This window comes from Rhodococcus sp. no. 34, assembly GCF_054589475.1.
Genome location: NZ_BAAILK010000047.1, coordinates 228784 through 245181, shown reverse-complemented (window position 1 = coordinate 245181; position 16398 = coordinate 228784). Strand labels below are relative to the sequence as shown.

General features: G+C 63.5%; 16 protein-coding genes and 2 tRNA genes. 10 read left to right on the top strand and 8 right to left on the bottom strand.

Translation table 11 applies throughout. The features are described 5' to 3' along the window. Positions 1–5: 5 nt before the first annotated feature. From ACYP01_RS26875 to hisC, 3 genes are all read right to left on the bottom strand, one after another. Complete coding sequence (locus ACYP01_RS26875; RefSeq protein WP_003943978.1) at positions 6–875, bottom strand: MYG1 family protein; 870 nt, start codon at positions 873–875, stop codon at positions 6–8. A 37-nt stretch (positions 876–912) separates the two neighbouring features. Next, on the bottom strand, positions 913–2607 hold the full coding sequence (locus tag ACYP01_RS26870; RefSeq protein WP_459683131.1) for a bifunctional metallophosphatase/5'-nucleotidase: 1695 nt from the start codon (positions 2605–2607) through the stop codon (positions 913–915). Positions 2608–2707: 100 nt separating this feature from the next. Further along, the gene (hisC, locus tag ACYP01_RS26865; protein WP_047271525.1) at positions 2708–3784 is read right to left on the bottom strand and encodes a histidinol-phosphate transaminase; all 1077 of its coding nucleotides are present in this window, start codon (positions 3782–3784) and stop codon (positions 2708–2710) included. Positions 3785–3845: 61 nt separating this feature from the next. Between hisC and ACYP01_RS26860 the strand changes: the two genes are divergently transcribed. The 10 genes from ACYP01_RS26860 (at position 3846) to ACYP01_RS26815 (ending at position 11804) form a co-directional block, all read left to right on the top strand. After that, complete coding sequence (locus ACYP01_RS26860) at positions 3846–4565, top strand: dienelactone hydrolase family protein (RefSeq protein ID WP_003943860.1); 720 nt, start codon at positions 3846–3848, stop codon at positions 4563–4565. A 96-nt stretch (positions 4566–4661) separates the two neighbouring features. Next, positions 4662–4753 (top strand) — tRNA-Ser (locus ACYP01_RS26855). 82 nt (positions 4754–4835) lie between these two features. Beyond that, positions 4836–4908: transfer RNA gene (locus ACYP01_RS26850), tRNA-Arg, on the top strand. A gap of 116 nt (positions 4909–5024) precedes the next feature. Further along, positions 5025–5873: a helix-turn-helix domain-containing protein gene (locus ACYP01_RS26845; protein WP_241064894.1), complete on the top strand. Its 849-nt coding sequence runs from the start codon at positions 5025–5027 to the stop codon at positions 5871–5873. A 156-nt stretch (positions 5874–6029) separates the two neighbouring features. Further along, positions 6030–7064 carry an iron-siderophore ABC transporter substrate-binding protein gene (locus tag ACYP01_RS26840; protein WP_064442985.1) on the top strand — a complete coding sequence of 345 codons (1035 nt, stop codon included), beginning with the start codon at positions 6030–6032 and terminating at the stop codon, positions 7062–7064. Continuing rightward, entirely contained in the window at positions 7061–8104 is a 1044-nt protein-coding gene (locus ACYP01_RS26835) for a FecCD family ABC transporter permease (RefSeq protein WP_054827389.1), read from the top strand. Before ACYP01_RS26840 ends, ACYP01_RS26835 begins: the two co-directional genes overlap by 4 nt. After that, positions 8101–9153 (top strand): FecCD family ABC transporter permease, encoded by a 1053-nt coding sequence (locus tag ACYP01_RS26830; protein WP_151097620.1) that lies wholly within the window; start codon positions 8101–8103, stop codon positions 9151–9153. Before ACYP01_RS26835 ends, ACYP01_RS26830 begins: the two co-directional genes overlap by 4 nt. After that, positions 9150–9965 carry an ABC transporter ATP-binding protein gene (locus tag ACYP01_RS26825; protein WP_459683130.1) on the top strand — a complete coding sequence of 272 codons (816 nt, stop codon included), beginning with the start codon at positions 9150–9152 and terminating at the stop codon, positions 9963–9965. Before ACYP01_RS26830 ends, ACYP01_RS26825 begins: the two co-directional genes overlap by 4 nt. Continuing rightward, positions 9962–10591 carry a pyridoxamine 5'-phosphate oxidase family protein gene (locus tag ACYP01_RS26820; protein ID WP_459683129.1) on the top strand — a complete coding sequence of 210 codons (630 nt, stop codon included), beginning with the start codon at positions 9962–9964 and terminating at the stop codon, positions 10589–10591. The genes ACYP01_RS26825 and ACYP01_RS26820 overlap by 4 nt, the downstream gene beginning before the upstream one ends. A gap of 34 nt (positions 10592–10625) precedes the next feature. Beyond that, positions 10626–11804, top strand: coding sequence for a cation:proton antiporter (locus tag ACYP01_RS26815; RefSeq protein WP_404650416.1), 1179 nt, complete (start codon positions 10626–10628; stop codon positions 11802–11804). Between the two features lies 1 nt (position 11805). Here the strand turns inward: ACYP01_RS26815 and ACYP01_RS26810 are convergent, their stop codons facing one another. The 5 genes from ACYP01_RS26810 to ACYP01_RS26790 all read right to left on the bottom strand — a co-directional run bounded on the left by ACYP01_RS26810 (position 11806) and on the right by ACYP01_RS26790 (position 16247). Then, entirely contained in the window at positions 11806–13050 is a 1245-nt protein-coding gene (locus tag ACYP01_RS26810) for an alpha/beta hydrolase family protein (protein ID WP_151097623.1), read from the bottom strand. Positions 13051–13129: 79 nt separating this feature from the next. Beyond that, positions 13130–13819, bottom strand: coding sequence for a DUF998 domain-containing protein (locus ACYP01_RS26805; RefSeq protein ID WP_029254264.1), 690 nt, complete (start codon positions 13817–13819; stop codon positions 13130–13132). 10 nt (positions 13820–13829) lie between these two features. Continuing rightward, entirely contained in the window at positions 13830–14234 is a 405-nt protein-coding gene (locus ACYP01_RS26800; protein WP_019746481.1) for a very short patch repair endonuclease, read from the bottom strand. 10 nt (positions 14235–14244) lie between these two features. Further along, complete coding sequence (locus tag ACYP01_RS26795; RefSeq protein ID WP_003943911.1) at positions 14245–15105, bottom strand: hypothetical protein; 861 nt, start codon at positions 15103–15105, stop codon at positions 14245–14247. Further along, positions 15102–16247: a DNA cytosine methyltransferase gene (locus ACYP01_RS26790; protein ID WP_030535749.1), complete on the bottom strand. Its 1146-nt coding sequence runs from the start codon at positions 16245–16247 to the stop codon at positions 15102–15104. The genes ACYP01_RS26795 and ACYP01_RS26790 overlap by 4 nt, the downstream gene beginning before the upstream one ends. Between the last annotated feature and the right edge of the window lie 151 nt (positions 16248–16398).

Genomic DNA, 16398 nt, shown 5'->3' with positions numbered 1-16398 from the left:
GAGAACTACTCGGCCAGTGCCAGTTCGAGCAATTGGAGGGCGCCGTCACGGGTCTGCGCAGCCGCGATGAACCCGGCCTTGTGGCAGAAGACCGAACTGTCGACGCCCGTCTGGGCGGCAAGATCCGAGCCGTTCAGGCCGCGCCACGGCTCCGGCAACAGCTTTCGTGAACCGAACTTGGAGTCAGCAGGCTTGACCGTCTGAATCGACCAGCCGCCGTTGGTGTTCGGGAAGATGGTGAACAGCAGCTCCGGCTGGGCCGACGCGGCGCGGCCGTGGGGAACGAAGCGTTCCAGGACGACGAAGCGCGGATCCGTTGCTTTTTCGTAGGTCTCGGTGAACTCGCGCTCGGCGGCCGCGTCGCCGGCGTACTTGGCGCGCAGGCGAATCAAGACCTGGGTTGCGAGAACGACGGCCAGCTCGAACTGGGTGTCGAACTCCTCGTCGGTGGACGAGATCGGATTGAAAAGGTCCAGCACGGACGACAGATCAAAAGGCTTGGTGCCGTAGTCGTTGAGGGTGTAGATCTCTTGGCCGTTGTCGACGGCGTCGATGCCCTCGACCAGTCGGCTGTCGATACGGCGGAACACGGAGGCGTCGCCTTCACAGAACTGCAGGCCGTATTCCTGCCAGAGCAGACCGAAGGCGGAGTACAGGATGCCGTTGCTGCGCTCGCCGGCATCACGCTGGTGATGGTCGAAGCGCCCCTCGGCCGGGTTGTAGCGACCGCCGACGTCGAGCACGATGTCCGCGCTGTCGAGGACGGACTCGTCACGGCTGCGAACGACGGTGGCGTCGGGGTACAGCTGCTTGAGCAGCGATACGCCGAAGACGTCGTCTGCATGGAACTTGCCGTTATGGGTCGCGATGATCACCCGTCGAGACTAGGCAATCGAGCGCGGGGATGCCTAGTCAGCCGATGGTGCGGATGCGGTCGGTGGCAGGTGGCGAGACCGGCGACCCGGCTGCGAACAGGGCGGTCAAGGCGTCGAGGTCGTTGCCAGCACCGGTCATCTGGGTGGAGTTCTTCAGCGCGGTGAAGCCGTCCCCGCCCTCGGCGAGGAACTTGTTCACCACGACGCTGTAGACGGCGTCGGGCGCGATGTCCTGGCCGTTCAGGCGCATTTCCGAGATTCGCGCGCCTGGTGCCGCCCGCCGGTCCATGGCGTAGGTGAAGCCCGCGGACGGGGAGAGGATGCGCTCGGTAGCGGTGCCGTCGAGGTCGATCTGGAATTGCTGTTCGAGAGCGTCCTTCAACACCGCTCCTGTGACAGAGAGCACCTCGAGGCTGTTACCGAATGGCTGAACACCGTAGGCCTGGCGGTAGGTGACCTGGCCGGAAGTGCCGAAGTCCAAGTCCTCGCGCATGCCGCCGGGGTTCGTCAACGCTAGTTGGGCGCCTCGTGTCGATCCGGCGGCGAGTTGAGCGTCGGCGACCAGGTTGCCGAGTGTCGATTCGCCGCTGGGGACGCGGTCGCGTGTCAGATCGGCGGTAATGGTCCCCACCGGCCGCTGAGCGCTGTCCGACGCCTCCGACCAGGCCCGGTCGGCGAGAGCCTGAATATCGGGATCCGGCGAAATATCGTGTGTCACTATCTGATTGAACGCGGACGTCTGATCGCGAACGACCTCGCGGGTGTTGCGATCGATGGTGACGTCTGCGACGGACACGATCCGGCCGTGCGAAGCGCCCTGCATCACGACTCTGGGATTGCCTGCGGGATCAGGGAATTCGCAGTTGTACTGCTGGTGGCTGTCGGCGGTGAAGATGACGTCCACCTTCGGTGACGCACGAAGGGCGATGTCGCGGGCCGGCCCGGACTCGACGTTGCAGTCGTTGGGCCCACCTTCGACGGCCGGTTCGTCCCCACGGTGCAGGAGGACGGTGATGGCTTTGACGCCGAAGAAGTCGAGGACGTCGGCGGTGCGGTTGATCGCTTCGACTTCGTCGCCGAACTGCAGATCGGCGATCCCACCCGGTGTCACGATCTGCGATGTGTTGGCGGGGGATATCGCGATGACTCCGAGCGGAATGCCGTCGACCATGTTCACGGTGAAGGGCAGCGTGGCCGGGGTGCCGTTGGTGTACGTCATGTTCGCGGCCATCAGTGGGAAGTTGGCGCCGTCGAAGGACGGACTGAACGTGCACGCATCGACGGCGGAGCAACCGCCGGACTGCATGCGTCGGAACTCGGCGAGTCCCTTGTCCAGTTCGTGGTTGCCGATCGCGGAGGCGTCGATCTTCATCCGGTTCAGGAGTTCGACCGTCGGTTCGTCGTTGAACATCGCCGACTCGAGCGCCGACGATCCCCAGTTGTCACCGACCGAATACAGCAGCGAGTTGGTGGCTTGGCTGCGAAGTTGCGTCACGTAAGCAGCGAGATACGCCGCGCCACCTGCGGGGGTGAGAGAGCCGTCGGCCTGCCTGATCTCGCTGCGAACACCTTCCGGCGGGCGGAGACTGCCGTGCAGATCGTTGAACGCCAACAGACGTACCGACACCGTGTCCTGGGACTCTGCGTTGGCGACGCCACTCAGGGAGGTCGCGGTGGTGGCGAGAAGGGTCGTTGCGAGCACGGCACACGTTCGTGTCATGCGTCGCGTCATGCGTCGTGCTCCCTCACTCGGACCGGCTTCGAACCTCCCTGAGTGTGCCCGTCTGCCGAAACGAATTCCAGTCCCCGGCGTAACAGTTATGTATCGAGTGTCACGCGGTGACGCCGATGCCCGCGGCCTGCTTCGCGACGTCGGTGTCAGCGAAAGCGAGGAATGCGTCGTTCTCGTGTGGATCGCCGATGGTCATCCGGACGCCCTCGACGCCGTACTGGCGGATCAGAATGCCCGCTTCGGTACTCGCCTCGGCAAAAGCGGGAGAGAGTTCTCCGAGGGGGAGATAGACGAAGTTCGCCGACGACTCGGGGACGGTGTACCCGGCTTCGATCAGAGCGGTTCGAACTCGCGTCCGCTCGGTGATGACACCTTCGGTGCGGGCAAGCAGTTCGTCTGCTGCAGCCAGGGAAGCGATTGCGGCGGCCTGCGCGACAGCGCTCACGGTGAACGGGGTGTGCACCTTGCCGAGGGCCACGATGATCTCCGGATCCGCGACCGCGTAACCCACGCGGATTCCCGCGAGGCCGTACGCCTTCGAGAAGGTGCGCAGAACAACCACGTTGGGGCGGCTGCGGAACAGCTCGATGCCGTCGGCGTCCGAGCGTGAGTATTCGAAGTACGCCTCGTCGAGTGCGACGACGACGTGCGCCGGGACCGCGTCGAGGAAGCTCTCGAGCTCTGCCTTCGACAGTGCATTGCCGGTCGGGTTGTTGGGGTTGCATACGAAGATCAACCGCGTGCGATCCGTGATCGCGGCCAGCATCGCGTCGAGGTCGTGGCCGAAGTCCTCGGTCAGCGGAACCTTGACCGAGACGGCATGGCCGACCTGGGTGACCACGGGGTACGCCTCGAACGAACGCCACGCGTAGATGACCTCGTCACCCTGATCGCACGTGATCTGCACGAGTTCCTGGCACAGCGTCACGGAGCCGCAACCAGCGGCGACGTTGGCCGGCTCGACTTTCAAGAAGCTGGCCAGCGCCTCGATGAGTGCAACCGCGGCATTGTCCGGGTAGCGGTTGGCATTGGCGACCGCGTCTGCGACGGCGTCACGCACACCGGGCAACGGCCCTACTGTCGTTTCGTTGCTCGCCAGCTTGATCGCACCCGGAAAATTGCGTCCGGGAACGTAGGCGGGGATGGAGGCGAGGTCAGGGCGAATGTGTGCGGTCACGAGTCGATTATGCGCGCACTGATTTGGTGCGTAGCGGCCGTCTGCGTGTCAGAGTTAGAAGATGTCGGAAATCTTCCGAGCCACCGCGTATCTGCGCGGAGCCGAAGGGGAGGTCGCCACGGCTGTTCCGCTGACCGTGGTGGAGCCGGACGGCCCGACGCGGGGCGGGATCGTCGTCCTGCATGAAGCCCGGAAGTTCAGCCCGGCTCTGCTGAATCTGATGTGCGCGCTTGCCGGCGAAGGGTGGGTGAGCGTCGCACCTCACCTGTTTCACCGCGAACCCGAACACATGCAGGGTGAGGTGTTCGGTGACAACCTCTTCGCCGACTTCGACGCGACCCTCGATTGGCTCGTCGGACGCGAAGTTCTCGCAGACACCATCGGGGTGCTCGGATTCGACGACGCCGGTACCGCCGCGATGCTCGTGGCCACCAGCCGTCCCGTCGGCGCCGCGGTGAGCGTCGCCGCCCGGGGAATCGTCGAAGCCTTGTCGGTGGATGCTCAGGCGCTTGTCGACGCGGCCACTTCCCTGCAGGCGCCGTGGCTGGCGCTGTACGGCGAGGACGATCCCAGCACGCCTCGCGAACACGTGACTCTGCTCCGGGAAGCGACCGCGAAGGCCGACGTCGCGACACTGGTGGTCAGCTACGCCGGACTGGCTCACCGGGCGGACGAGCCGCCACAGCTGTCCGAGGACGCTGACCTCGACGACCCTGATTCGGCCTCGATCATCGAAGCTCAGACCCGGATCTTCGACTGGTTCGACAGCCACCTGCGGTAAGTCCACAAAACAGCCCGCTGACCACACGTTTTGCCTTTGGTGGCGAAGGGTGTGTAATCTTTCGATCCGGCGGTCCGAAAGGATCGGAACCCCCAGGGAGGCGTGCCAGAGCGGCCGAATGGGACTCACTGCTAATGAGTTGTCCCTTTTACGAGGGACCGGAGGTTCAAATCCTCTCGCCTCCGCCAAGCCGGTGATTTTGACCGGCGGGTAAGAAATGATAGAAATTACGACGGTAAGACATGCAAGACCAGCAAGACAACAGAACATGCGCCCGTAGCTCAACGGATAGAGCACTTGACTACGGATCAAGAGGTTAGGGGTTCGAATCCCTTCGGGCGCACAAGAAAGAAGGTCACAGACTTCAGGTCTGTGACCTTCTTTTTGTTGTGGTGCATACGCAATTCTTGAATGTGTGTGAGGTCACCTCGGCGATTTCGGGCGGTGATCCTCGCGATCTTGGGAACCGACAAACCGATCCCCACGACCTATGCTTTCTGCGGAGCAGCCACGCGAACCGAGGAGAACCCGTTGGAGACCGTCGACAGTCGGACGCTCCCGGTCTACTCGGCCGGGGCGGTCGAGGTGCCCTTTGTCATTGCGGGCATGGACGAACTTGTCTCCCGCGAGACCCGGTGGGATGCGCACTCGCACCCGACTCACGAATTGTTGTGGAACGAGCGGGGAGCGTCGAGCGCCACGGTGGGATCGCGCACGTGGACCATTACGCCGACCGTCGGTCTGTGGATGCCCGCCGGCGTCCTGCACTCGGCGATCGCGCCGGCCGGCACCTGGTATCGCGCCGCTCAGCTCGACATCGCATCGGTTCCTTCTCTGTCCGACGTGCCGGTGGCGATCGAGGTCACTCCGCTGCTGCGGAACCTCCTCGAGCGACTGGCAGACGAGTCACTCGGAGCTCCTTCGCGCTCGCTCACGGAGCAGATGGTGATCGACGTGCTGGCACCGTCGCCGAACGAGTTGCTGGTGCTGGTGCCGGACTCGCCACTTCTGCAACCCATCGTCGATGCGATCGGTGACGATCCGAGTGACATGCGAACGCTGTCCGACTGGGCAAGGCTCCTCGGTGTCAGCCCGCGAACCATCACCCGGGTATTTCGGTCGGAGACCGGGATGAGTTTCGGGCAGTGGGTCTCGGCTGTGCGCGCCCAACGAGCGGTGACCCTTCTTGCCCACGGCTTGGATCTACAAGAGGTTGCCGAGCGTGTGGGCTACCACTCGACCAGCGCATTCGGGGCGGCATTCCGGCGCACTACAGGCGCTACACCAGGGATGTTCCGGGCTAGCTGATCGGCCATCACACCTTGTCTCGATCGCTACACGGGGTGTCCCAAACACGCGATTGCGCCACATTGCCCTCCCGTATACGGTTTAGGCAAACCTCACCTAAGTGCCTGATTGAGCCGGGTTGAGGGCCGTACCCCTTCTCGAGAGAGTTCTGTTTTCATGCGTTCAAAACGCTTCTTGGCGGTGGCCGCAGCAGCGGTCGCAGTCGCCCTCGGCATGACAGCTTGCAGTTCCGACTCCTCGGAGACCGCCGACGGCGGCAGCGCCGGAAGCGGATCCAGCTCCTTCCCTGTCACGATCGAGCACGCTTTCGGAACTACGACGATCGACGCCAAGCCGGAGCGAGTTGCCACCGTTGCCTGGGCCAATCACGAAGTGCCCCTTGCTCTCGGCGTGGTTCCCGTCGGAATGGCAGCGGCGACTTTCGGTGACGACAACGGCAACGGAATGCTGCCGTGGGTCGAGGAAAAGCTCGACGAACTCGGCGCGAAGCCGCCGGTGCTCTTCGACGAGACCGACGGCATCGACTTCGAAGCCGTCTCCGATACGAACCCTGACGTCATTCTTGCCGCGTACTCCGGGTTGACGCAGGAGGATTACGACACCCTCAGCGAGATTGCTCCGGTCGTGGCATACCCCGAGGGGCCGTGGGCGACGTCGTGGCGCGACGTCATCAAGTTCAACAGCATGGGCTTGGGTATGGAATCCGAAGGGCAGGAACTGATCTCCACCATCGAAAAGGAGATCGCCGACGAGGTTGCCTCGCATCCGCAGCTTGCCGGCAAGGCAACCATGTTCCTGACGCACGTCGACACCGCTGATCTGAGCCAGGTCAGCTTCTACACGGCGAACGACACGCGCGCCGCGTTCTTCGAGGACCTCGGACTTTCGACGCCGAAGAGCGTTGCCGACGCCTCGACGGGTGGTGAGTTCTCGAAGAAGGTCAGTGCCGAGCGTGTGGACGTCTTCGACGACGTCGAACTGATCGTCACTTACGGTGACCAGGCACTTGTCGACGCACTCAAGGCTGACCCGCTGCTCTCGCAGATGCCTGCCGTCGCCAACAACGCGATCGTGTTCCTCAATGGAACCGGGCCGATGGGAACGGCGGCCAACCCGACTCCACTCGCGATTTCGTGGGTACTCGGCGACTACGTCGATCTGCTCGCCGGGGCCGCTGGAAAGTCGGAGTGACTGTAACCTCGCAGGATTCGACGTCGGGCGCTCGCGATACGCGGCGCCCGACGTTCGGCAATTCGCTGTGGTTGATCGCCCTTCTCGTTGTCCTCGCGGTGCTCATGTGCGCTTCGATCGTCATCGGCTCTCGTGAGGTCGACTGGTCCGATATCGTTGCCGCACTAGGCGGTTCAACGGACAACATCGGTCAGGGTGCGATTGCCAAGCGCATTCCGCGGACGGTGCTCGCGATAATCGTGGGAGCTGCGCTCGGTCTTGCCGGCGCTGTGATGCAGGGGATTACCCGAAACCCTTTGGCGGATCCCGGAATCCTGGGCGTCAACATGGGCGCTTCGCTCGCCGTGGTGATCGGAATGGCGTGGTTCGGACTGTGGACCCAGACCAGCATGATCTGGGTGGCCGTACTCGGTGCAGCCGGGGCGGCGTTGTTCGTCTACGTGGTCGGGTCACTCGGGCGAGGTGGAGCCACCCCACTCAAGTTGGCTCTCGCCGGGGCCGCAACATCGGCTGCGTTTGCTTCGTTCATCACTGCGATCATGCTGCCGCGAAACGATATTGCGGGCAACATTCGTTCGTGGCAGATCGGCGGCGTCGGTGGCGCGAGTTTCGAGGTGATCCGGCAGGGTCTGCCTTTCCTCATTGTCGGCTTCGTGATCTGTCTGCTGTCAGCGCGCAGTCTCAACTCTCTTGCGCTCGGCGACGAGGTTGCATCAGGTCTCGGCGAACGCGTCGCGGTGGTTCGTGCAGTGGCAGCGCTCGGTGCAGTGCTGCTCTGCGGTGCAGCCACTGCCATCGCGGGACCGATCGGCTTCGTCGGTTTGGTTGTCCCGCATCTGTGCCGGTTGCTGATCGGGATTGACAACCGTTGGCTACTACCGTTTTCTGCGCTGACAGGTGCCGGCCTTCTCGTCGCCGCCGACATTCTCGGACGAATTGTCGCCCGGCCGAGCGAAATCGACGTCGGCATCATCACCGCGCTCATCGGAGCGCCCTTCTTCATTTACATAGTCCGCCGTCAGAAAATACGTGAGCTGTGACCACTACATTCGTTACTCCCGAAGTCGAGGTCGACGCAGTCGGAGCAAGCCGTATCCGACGAGGTAGACGCCGCCGCATCGTGATTGCCGTGCTGATGGTCCTCGTCGTCGCCTCCTTCGCGGTCACTCTGATGGTGGGAAAAACCTTCTACTCGCCGTCAGATGTGCTTCGGGTCGTGCTGGGGGAGAACGTGCCTGGTGCCTCGTTCACCGTCGGCCGCCTCCGGCTGCCTCGCGCTGTCCTCGCTGTGGTCGCCGGAATCTGTTTCGGCTTGGGTGGCATCACGTTCCAGACGATGCTGCGCAACCCGCTCGCGAGCCCCGACATCATCGGAATCAGCTCCGGCGCAAGCGCTGCAGCGGCTTTCGCGATCATCTCGCTTTCACTCGGCGGTTCACAGGTATCGGTTTTTGCTATCGCTGTCGGTCTGGGCGTCGCAGTCTTGATCTACGTTCTGTCTTTCCGGGACGGTGTGGCGGGCACTCGGCTCATACTGATCGGTATCGGCATCGCCGCGATGCTCGACAGCGTCACCGCCTACCTGCTCAGTACCGCCGCCGCGTGGGATCTGCAGGAGACGATGCGTTGGCTCACCGGCAGTCTCAACGGTGCCAACTGGGGTTCGACGGTTCCCGTACTCCTGGCGCTGGTCGTGCTCGGGCCGGTGCTGCTGAGCCAATCGCGCAACCTTTCGACCATCCAGCTCGGTGACGACGCAGCACAAGCGCTCGGCGTCAGAGTGGAACGAACGCGCATTCTGACGATCATTGCGGCCGTCGGACTCATCGCCTTTGCCACTGCCGCTGCGGGGCCCATCGCCTTCGTCGCATTTCTGTCCGGCCCCATTGCCGCCCGCATCGTCGGTCCGGGAACATCACTTTTGATTCCGTCGGCGCTGGTCGGAGCGCTGCTGGTGCTCGTTGCCGATTTCTGCGGACAGTACGCCTTCGGCACCCGTTACCCCGTTGGCGTGGTGACCGGCGCGCTGGGAGCGCCGTATCTCGTCTACCTCATCATTCGCTCCAACCGAACGGGAGGTTCGCTGTGACCGAATCCTATACTCTGACTGTCGAAAACCTCGAACTCGGTTACGGAGGACGGACCGTCGTCGAATCGCTCGACCTCGCGGTGCCGCCGGGAAAGATCACGACCATCGTGGGCGCCAACGCGTGCGGCAAATCGACACTGCTGCGGTCGATGTCGCGGCTACTCAGTCCCCGAAGCGGTCATGTTCTGTTGGACGGCAAGGATGTTCATCGCCTGCCTGCGAAGAAGCTCGCTCGCACGCTCGGTCTGCTGCCGCAGTCACCGATCGCACCGGAAGGGATAGTTGTCGCCGATCTCGTCGGCCGTGGTCGTCATCCACATCAGCGGGTGCTGTCGAGGTGGAGCCGCGAGGATGACGCAGCCGTCGCCGAGGCGCTTGCGGCCACGGACACAACCGGATTGGCCGAGCGATCGGTGGACGAGCTTTCCGGTGGTCAGCGCCAACGTGTGTGGATTGCGATGGCGCTCGCCCAACAAACCGATCTGCTTCTACTCGACGAGCCGACCACCTTCTTGGACGTGAGCCACCAGGTTGAGGTCTTGGACCTGCTCACCGACCTGAACCGGACTCGGGGTACAACGATTGTCATGGTTCTGCACGATCTCAATCTCGCCGCCCGCTACGCCGACTACCTCGTCGCCATGGCCGATCGCCGGGTCTACGCGGCGGGTGATCCTGCCGAGGTGCTCACGAGCGACAACGTCCGCACCGTGTTCGGTCTCGAGAGCCGAATCATCCCCGACCCCATGTCGGGTAAGCCGTTGGTGTTGCCGCTCGGGCGCCACCACGTGCTCGACGACGTGTCGACGTGACGGCGTCGAACGCCCCGGGCGGGCGGATCGAATCCGTGGAACAACTCAATGCGATTCTCGGACAGCCCCATCCGACGATCATGGAGAAGCAGACCGCTCACACGACTCCGTTGATCCGTGAATTCATCGAGCAGGCACGGTTTTTTGTGCTCGCGACATGCGATGCGGCCGGAAATTGCGACTGCTCGCCGCGTGGAGACCTGGTCAGTCAGGTTCTGTTTCCCGACGAGAAGACGCTCGTGCTCCCGGATCGTCCGGGCAACCGGCGCGCTGACTCGTACCGGAACATGATCGAGAATCCTCACGTGGGGATCCTCTTTCTCGCGCCCGGGCACGACGAGATCGTGCGCGTCAACGGCACGGCGACTCTGTCCACCGATCCTGATCTGTTGGATTCGATGGCGATGAACGGCAAGCCTGCACAGCTTGCGGTGATCGTGCAGATCGACGAGGCGTATCTGCATTGCGCGAGAGCAATTCTGCGGGCGAAGCTGTGGGATCCGTCGACGTGGCCCGCATCCGATGAGGTGCCGAGTCTGCGCGACATGATGGCGGAGCAACACAGCCTGCGCGTCGAGGACCTCGAACCCGCCAGACAAGAGGCGTACCGCAAGTACCTGTACTGAGCGCAGATCCGTCACCTATGTCCGATAATGATCCGTGCCTTCAATTGCCTCATCGCTGTTCTGGATCGCGCTGATCGCGGCCATCGCGCCGATAGTCGCGGGCCTGATCCCGCGTCGACTGGTTCCCGAAGTGGTGTTGCTACTGGTCGCGGGCGCAGTGGTCGGGCCGTTCGCCCTCAACATCGCAGCTGACAGCGAAGCGATCGGCATCCTGCGCGAACTCGGCCTCGGCATGCTGTTCCTGCTCGCCGGCTACGAGATCGACCGACAGGAACTCAGTGGGCGCGGCGGACGTCGAGCGCTCTACACGTGGCTGTTCTGCCTCGCGCTGGCGTTCACGGTGGTCGCGCTGCTTGGCATGAGGAACGTGATCTCCGCCGAAGCCGCTGTTGCCATCGCGATGACGTCGACCGCTCTGGGCACGCTGCTGCCGATCCTCAAGGACAACAAACTCCTCGACACACGCTTGGGTAAGACCGTCCTCAACCACGGGGCCGTCGGCGAGCTCGGGCCGGTCGTCGCGATGGCGGTGCTGCTGAGTGCCCGTGGTGCCGTACTGTCGCTGATCGTTCTTGCCGTCTTCGCCTTGATCGCTGTCATCGTTGCGGTGCTGCCCGGCAAGCTGATTCACGAAGGCTCGTGGACACATCGCCTGGTGCGGGCAGGGGCGGACACGACGGCGCAGACGACGGTCCGCCTCACCGTTCTGTTGTTGGTCAGCCTCGGAGTGCTGTCGGCCGTGTTCTCACTCGACGTCATTCTCGGTGCATTTGCCGCCGGCTTCATCCTGCGGCGACTGATGCCAGAGGGCGACGAGCGCCTCGAGATCAAGCTCGACGGGATCGCCTTCGGGTTCCTCATCCCGATTTTCTTCATCACTTCAGGCATGGCGATCGACGTCTCGGCGGTCGCCGCCAGTCCCGGCATACTGATTGCTTTTTTGATCCTGATCGTTGTCGTCCGCGGCGCGCCGGTGTTCTTCGTGACCAAGTTCGAGAAGGTCGAACCACCCTTCACCACGCGCGAAAGTGCGCAAGTCGCGTTGTACGGGGCTACCGGCCTGCCCATGATCGTGGCGGTCACTGGCGCTGCCGTCGACGCGCATCAGATGTCCTCGGACAACGCGTCGATTCTTGTCGCGGCCGGGGCGATCACGGTTCTATTGCTGCCGATGCTCGCCACTCTCTTGACGAAAAAGGAGAAAGTGTCCTGATTCAGAGATCCAACTGCTCGTCGAGCCAGTCGAACATCCGCTGATCAGTCAGACGCCTCGCCATGGGCTGGCAGTGGAAGTTCGCGCCCTCGGCAGCGGTGAAGGGAACCACCGTCGTCGGTCCGCCGGCGAGGGCGGCAAGCCGCTTGGATTGACCGGGCCAGAATTGCTCGCCTTCCGGATCGGTGATGAGCAGGGGAGTGGAGATCGAGCCGGCGACGTGTTCGAGGTGGTACTTCCGAACCTCGGCGAGAGTGTTGTAGTAACCGTCGGCGAGGTACGGACGCGCTCGGAAACGCCAGATTCGGGCGCTGTCCTTGGAGAATTTCATTCCCAGCCCTATCGCCATGTCGCGGTCGAAGGCCTCCGACTTCCCCTCGTCGAGTAGCTTCTGCATGTTCTTGGGGATGTGGGCGAGCCACGACGCGGCCACGTCCACGACCCCCGGATCGGCGATCGCTGCCGCGATCCGATGCTCGAACGCCAACGACTGGGGCACCCAGTACCCGCCCTGACTGATCCCGTACATCGCCAGCTTCGACGCATCGACGTCCGGCCGGTCCACGAGATAGTCGACGACGGGCGTGATGACGGCTTCCCAGTCGTGACGGAACGGGATGTTGCGCTCGAAGAGCATCGACTGCTGACCGGGACCGTCGAACATCAACACGTTGTAGCCCCGCTCGAGCGCCCCGGCACCGCCGCTGCCCCACAGCCCGCTGATCGGGCCGTCGCTACCGTTCACCATGATCAAAGTCGGCCGTCGCACGTCCCCGGGCGGCCGGAAGAAGTACCCGGGCAGGTAGGTGTCCTCGTAAGGGATCCGGACGCGTTCGACGGGCTGGGAGGTGGTGTCGACGAAGCGGTCCCACGCCTGTCGGTGACGTTTGAAAGTGGGGACCAGAACCGAATCGTCGCTGAGACCGTCGACTGCGTTGATCGCCACACCGAAGTACGACGCCGCCCGCAGGTACGCGTTGGACGCGCTTCGCGAATGCCCGGCCTCGGCTGCCTCTACTGCCTGCCCGAATACCCGTGTGCCGAGGTCGAACCAGGCCTCGTACCAGCCTTCGAGGTCCTTCTCGCCGACGTGAGCGATGGCCGAGAGCACTTCGCCGGTATCTGCCGCGCCGAAGGTGGCTTGCCCGAGAACGACTCGTAGCTCGAAGTCGAAGGATTCGTTGCGATAGAAACCAGCAGTGAACGCCTGGTGCGGATGGGCGAAGAACGACGACGCGAGAGACATGGGCACACCTTCGCTAGTTCGGGGCAGCCATTTTCAGTTGTAGTTCCAGGTTCGCCCGAATCGCTTGCCGGAAAACCTGTCAGCGCGGCGACGCCGGGAGCCCGGTGGATGGCGGCCTCGACATCGCAAATGCCAGGGTGCACAACCACAACGACATTCCCAGCACCTGCGCACGTTGAGCGATACCCAGTCCGAGATTACCGCCGCCGGAGACTTCGATGCTGTTGGTCGTCAACATCCACACCGTCGCAAGGGAAGTCAGGATCAAAATTGTCAGGCCGGTCGTCCGCAACGACCGATGTTCGCGATATCTGAACGCTCCCACGGTGAATGCGATCATCGCGGTGAAGATCGCGAACACCGCCACGCTGCTCGTCAACGCGTGAACATGGTGGAGCTGCGGAAGTAGACCGTCCGGTGCGCTCGACGGGCAACCCTCGCCCGAGCATTCGAGGGGGAACGACGCGTCGGCGATGGTCGCGATGCCGAACACCGCCAGCGCGATCCAGCCCGTGACGTAGAGCCTCCGCCTGGGCGTGATCAGCAGACCCAGCGCTCCGGAGATCAACATCAATATCGCGGACAGTACATCGGCATTGCCGAAGACATCGCGGTATTTCTGGTTCTCGGCATCGAGTTCGCTGAGGAACGATGTCACCGGGTCGAGGCCGGTGTCCAGGAAGAATTCGAGAATCCACGACGAGTAGACGATTCCGCCCAGAGCCAGCGCAGCCACCAAACCCCACCGCGCAACGTTGCGTTCCTTCACGAAATCGAGCTTACGGACCGAGCAGGGCTTTCTGGACGCGTTCGGCCGCTACCAGCGGATCTTCGTGCTCCCAGATGCGGATGACGGTCCAACCCTGCTCTGCCAGACGTGCATCGGTGTCGCGGTCTCGAACCACGTTGGCGGCCAATTTGTCCGTCCACCACTGCGCGTTGTTCTTGGGAAACGTCGCATGCTGCGGGCAGCTGTGCCAGAAGCATCCGTCCACGAACACCGCGACTTTGCGGCGTGGAAATACCAGATCGGCCCGTCGGCGAACACCTTTGACAGGCGCTCGGTCCACGAAGTACCGGAGTCCGCGTCGATGCAGCTCGCGTCGAAGTGCGATTTCGGGTTTGGTGTCGCGCCGACGCTGAGCGCTCATCCGAGCGCTGGTGGCAGGATCCGTCGCAGGCACCGTGGTTCCCTCAGCCGTCGGAATCTTCGCTGTCTTCGGGATCGGACCAGGTGGGCGCAAACCTGTTGCGACGCTCCACTTCACCGTGCACGACGGTCACGAAGTCGGTGAACGAGAGCGTCTGAGCTTCGGTGGGGCGTCCGTTGCGCGGCGGCGGCTCGTCGACGTCGAAGAACCGAACTGCGCCATCGGGTTCGTAGAGTCCGATGTAGACCTTCTCGAAGAGGTCGTAGCGGGTGTCCTCGGCGCCGAGATCCACCCAGGCCTTTCCCGGAACGCCGACCACCGCGCGCTTGCCTCGGCCCGAGCGCTTCGAGAGCGTCGTGACGTGGTGTGCAAAAGAGGATTTGCCGGTGTCGCTGGTCTTGGTCGGGTCGCCGTCGTCGCACGTGGCGTACGGCTCGAACATGACGGCGACCAACACGCTGTACGGCTGACGCTGATGCAGAACCATTGCCTCGCCACGCAATTCGTGGTCGTTGCGGACGATGTTCTTGGTCCACCGTCCCAGCTTGCCGCTGCGGGGACTGTAGTCCTGGAAGTTGTACGTCTTGATGGAGACGCAGAGGATCAGGCCGAGAGTGGGGTCGAGTGCCTTGACGTCCAAGCGCTTTCGGCCCTTGGCGACATCGACTGTTGCCTCCTGGCCTTCACCGGACGCCGTCGGGGTGATGTTGGGATACAGCGGACGCAGAGCGTCGGCCACCGTCTGTGCCAGTTGATTGGACAGTCGCTGGGCGTAGTTCTTCTTCTCGCCGCGATCGGCGTCGGCCGGGGGCTTGTCGCCCGCGAGTTGCAGTGCACTCCACAGTGGTTCGTGTTCCGGCTCGGAAAACAGCGTTTCAGGTTCGGGAAACAGCGAGTCCGTCATGCTGCGGCCTCGGGGTATCCGCCCATCCGCTCGAGATGGCTTTCGACGTCCTCGATGAAACCGGGGATGAACCGAAGATTACCCATGCGCGCGCGCTTGAGGAAGCCGGCGGTGGCCCGAGCCGACAGCAACCGCGTGTCTTCGAGGAAGCCGCTCAGATCCTCGTAGTCGTACTGGACCGGCCAGGTCGAGGTATGGACGCGGAAGGCCTGGCGGTTACGGCCCCAGGCCGCACTCGGCCAGGCGTCGCCCGGTTCGAGTGGCGTCTCGCCCGCGGCGTCGTATTCGATGGGATCGCTCAACCGGCCACCGACCCACGACGCCATCCGCACGCTCACGGCATTGCCGACGAGCTTCCAGCGATGGCTGTGGCGTAGGCCGGGAACCTCGACGGACGGCAGCGTCCAGTCGGGATCGAAACCCTGCAGTCGCTCGGCATCGACTAGACCGGGAGTGACGATCTCACCTGACGGCAACCGGACTGCCGGCTGACTGGGGATGCCGACGGACGAGCCGCCCTTGAGCGTCGGCACGGCATTGACGGCCCATCCGAGACCGCGAGTGCCCTCGGTCCAGTAGAAGCCGCAGGGGTAGTCCGCGGGATCGCCACCCAGGCGCTCGCCGGCGTCCTGGCCGAACAGGATTTCGCGGGGATCATCTGTGCGCGAGGCAAGCATGATGACTCGCTGGCGACGCTGGGGGAGTCCGAAGGCGCGGGCGTCGACCACCCGGTACGCCCAGGTGTATCCGAGGTCTTCGAGGGCGTCGGTGATGTGCCGCATGGCGGCGCCCTTGCCGAGCTGGAGCATGAACGGAACGTTCTCGATCAACAGCCAGCGCGGGCCCTTCTTGCGCTTGACCAGACGGAACACCTCGTCCACCAGGCCTGAGCGTGCGCCGGTGATGCCTGCCGTTTTGCCGGCCTGAGAGAGGTCCTGGCAGGGGAAACCGGCGGCCACCAATTCGATGTCACTGGGCAGCGCGCGAAGTTTGGTGACGTCACCGTGCAACGGCACGTCGGCGAAACGCGAACGGAGAACTGCCTGCGCGCCCGGATCGATTTCACACAGCAGTTCGGTGTTCCACCCATGTTCCGAGAGCCCCAACTCGAGACCACCGATACCGGCAAACAAACCCACCATGCTCCGCGACGACGTCACAGCACCCTTCCTCACGAACCGACCTAGAAGCACGGTACTCGAGAACTCCGACACCGTTTGCCAACTATTCGGTCCGCGGCGTGCTCCTTACGGAAGAACCGTTGTGAAACGCCTTACATCGAGATCTTCGGGG

What these genes read in the sequence shown, in the direction of transcription:
- ACYP01_RS26795 (WP_003943911.1), bottom strand. Translation starts at nt 15,105, where the DNA reads ATGACGGACTCGCTGTTTCCCGAACCTGAAACGCTGTTTTCCGAGCCG.
- ACYP01_RS26870 (WP_459683131.1), bottom strand. Translation starts at nt 2,607, where the DNA reads ATGACGCGACGCATGACACGAACGTGTGCCGTGCTCGCAACGACCCTT.
- ACYP01_RS26810 (WP_151097623.1), bottom strand. Translation starts at nt 13,050, where the DNA reads ATGTCTCTCGCGTCGTCGTTCTTCGCCCATCCGCACCAGGCGTTCACT.
- ACYP01_RS26860 (WP_003943860.1), top strand. Translation starts at nt 3,846, where the DNA reads ATGTCGGAAATCTTCCGAGCCACCGCGTATCTGCGCGGAGCCGAAGGG.
- ACYP01_RS26790 (WP_030535749.1), bottom strand. Translation starts at nt 16,247, where the DNA reads ATGGTGGGTTTGTTTGCCGGTATCGGTGGTCTCGAGTTGGGGCTCTCG.
- ACYP01_RS26840 (WP_064442985.1), top strand. Translation starts at nt 6,030, where the DNA reads ATGCGTTCAAAACGCTTCTTGGCGGTGGCCGCAGCAGCGGTCGCAGTC.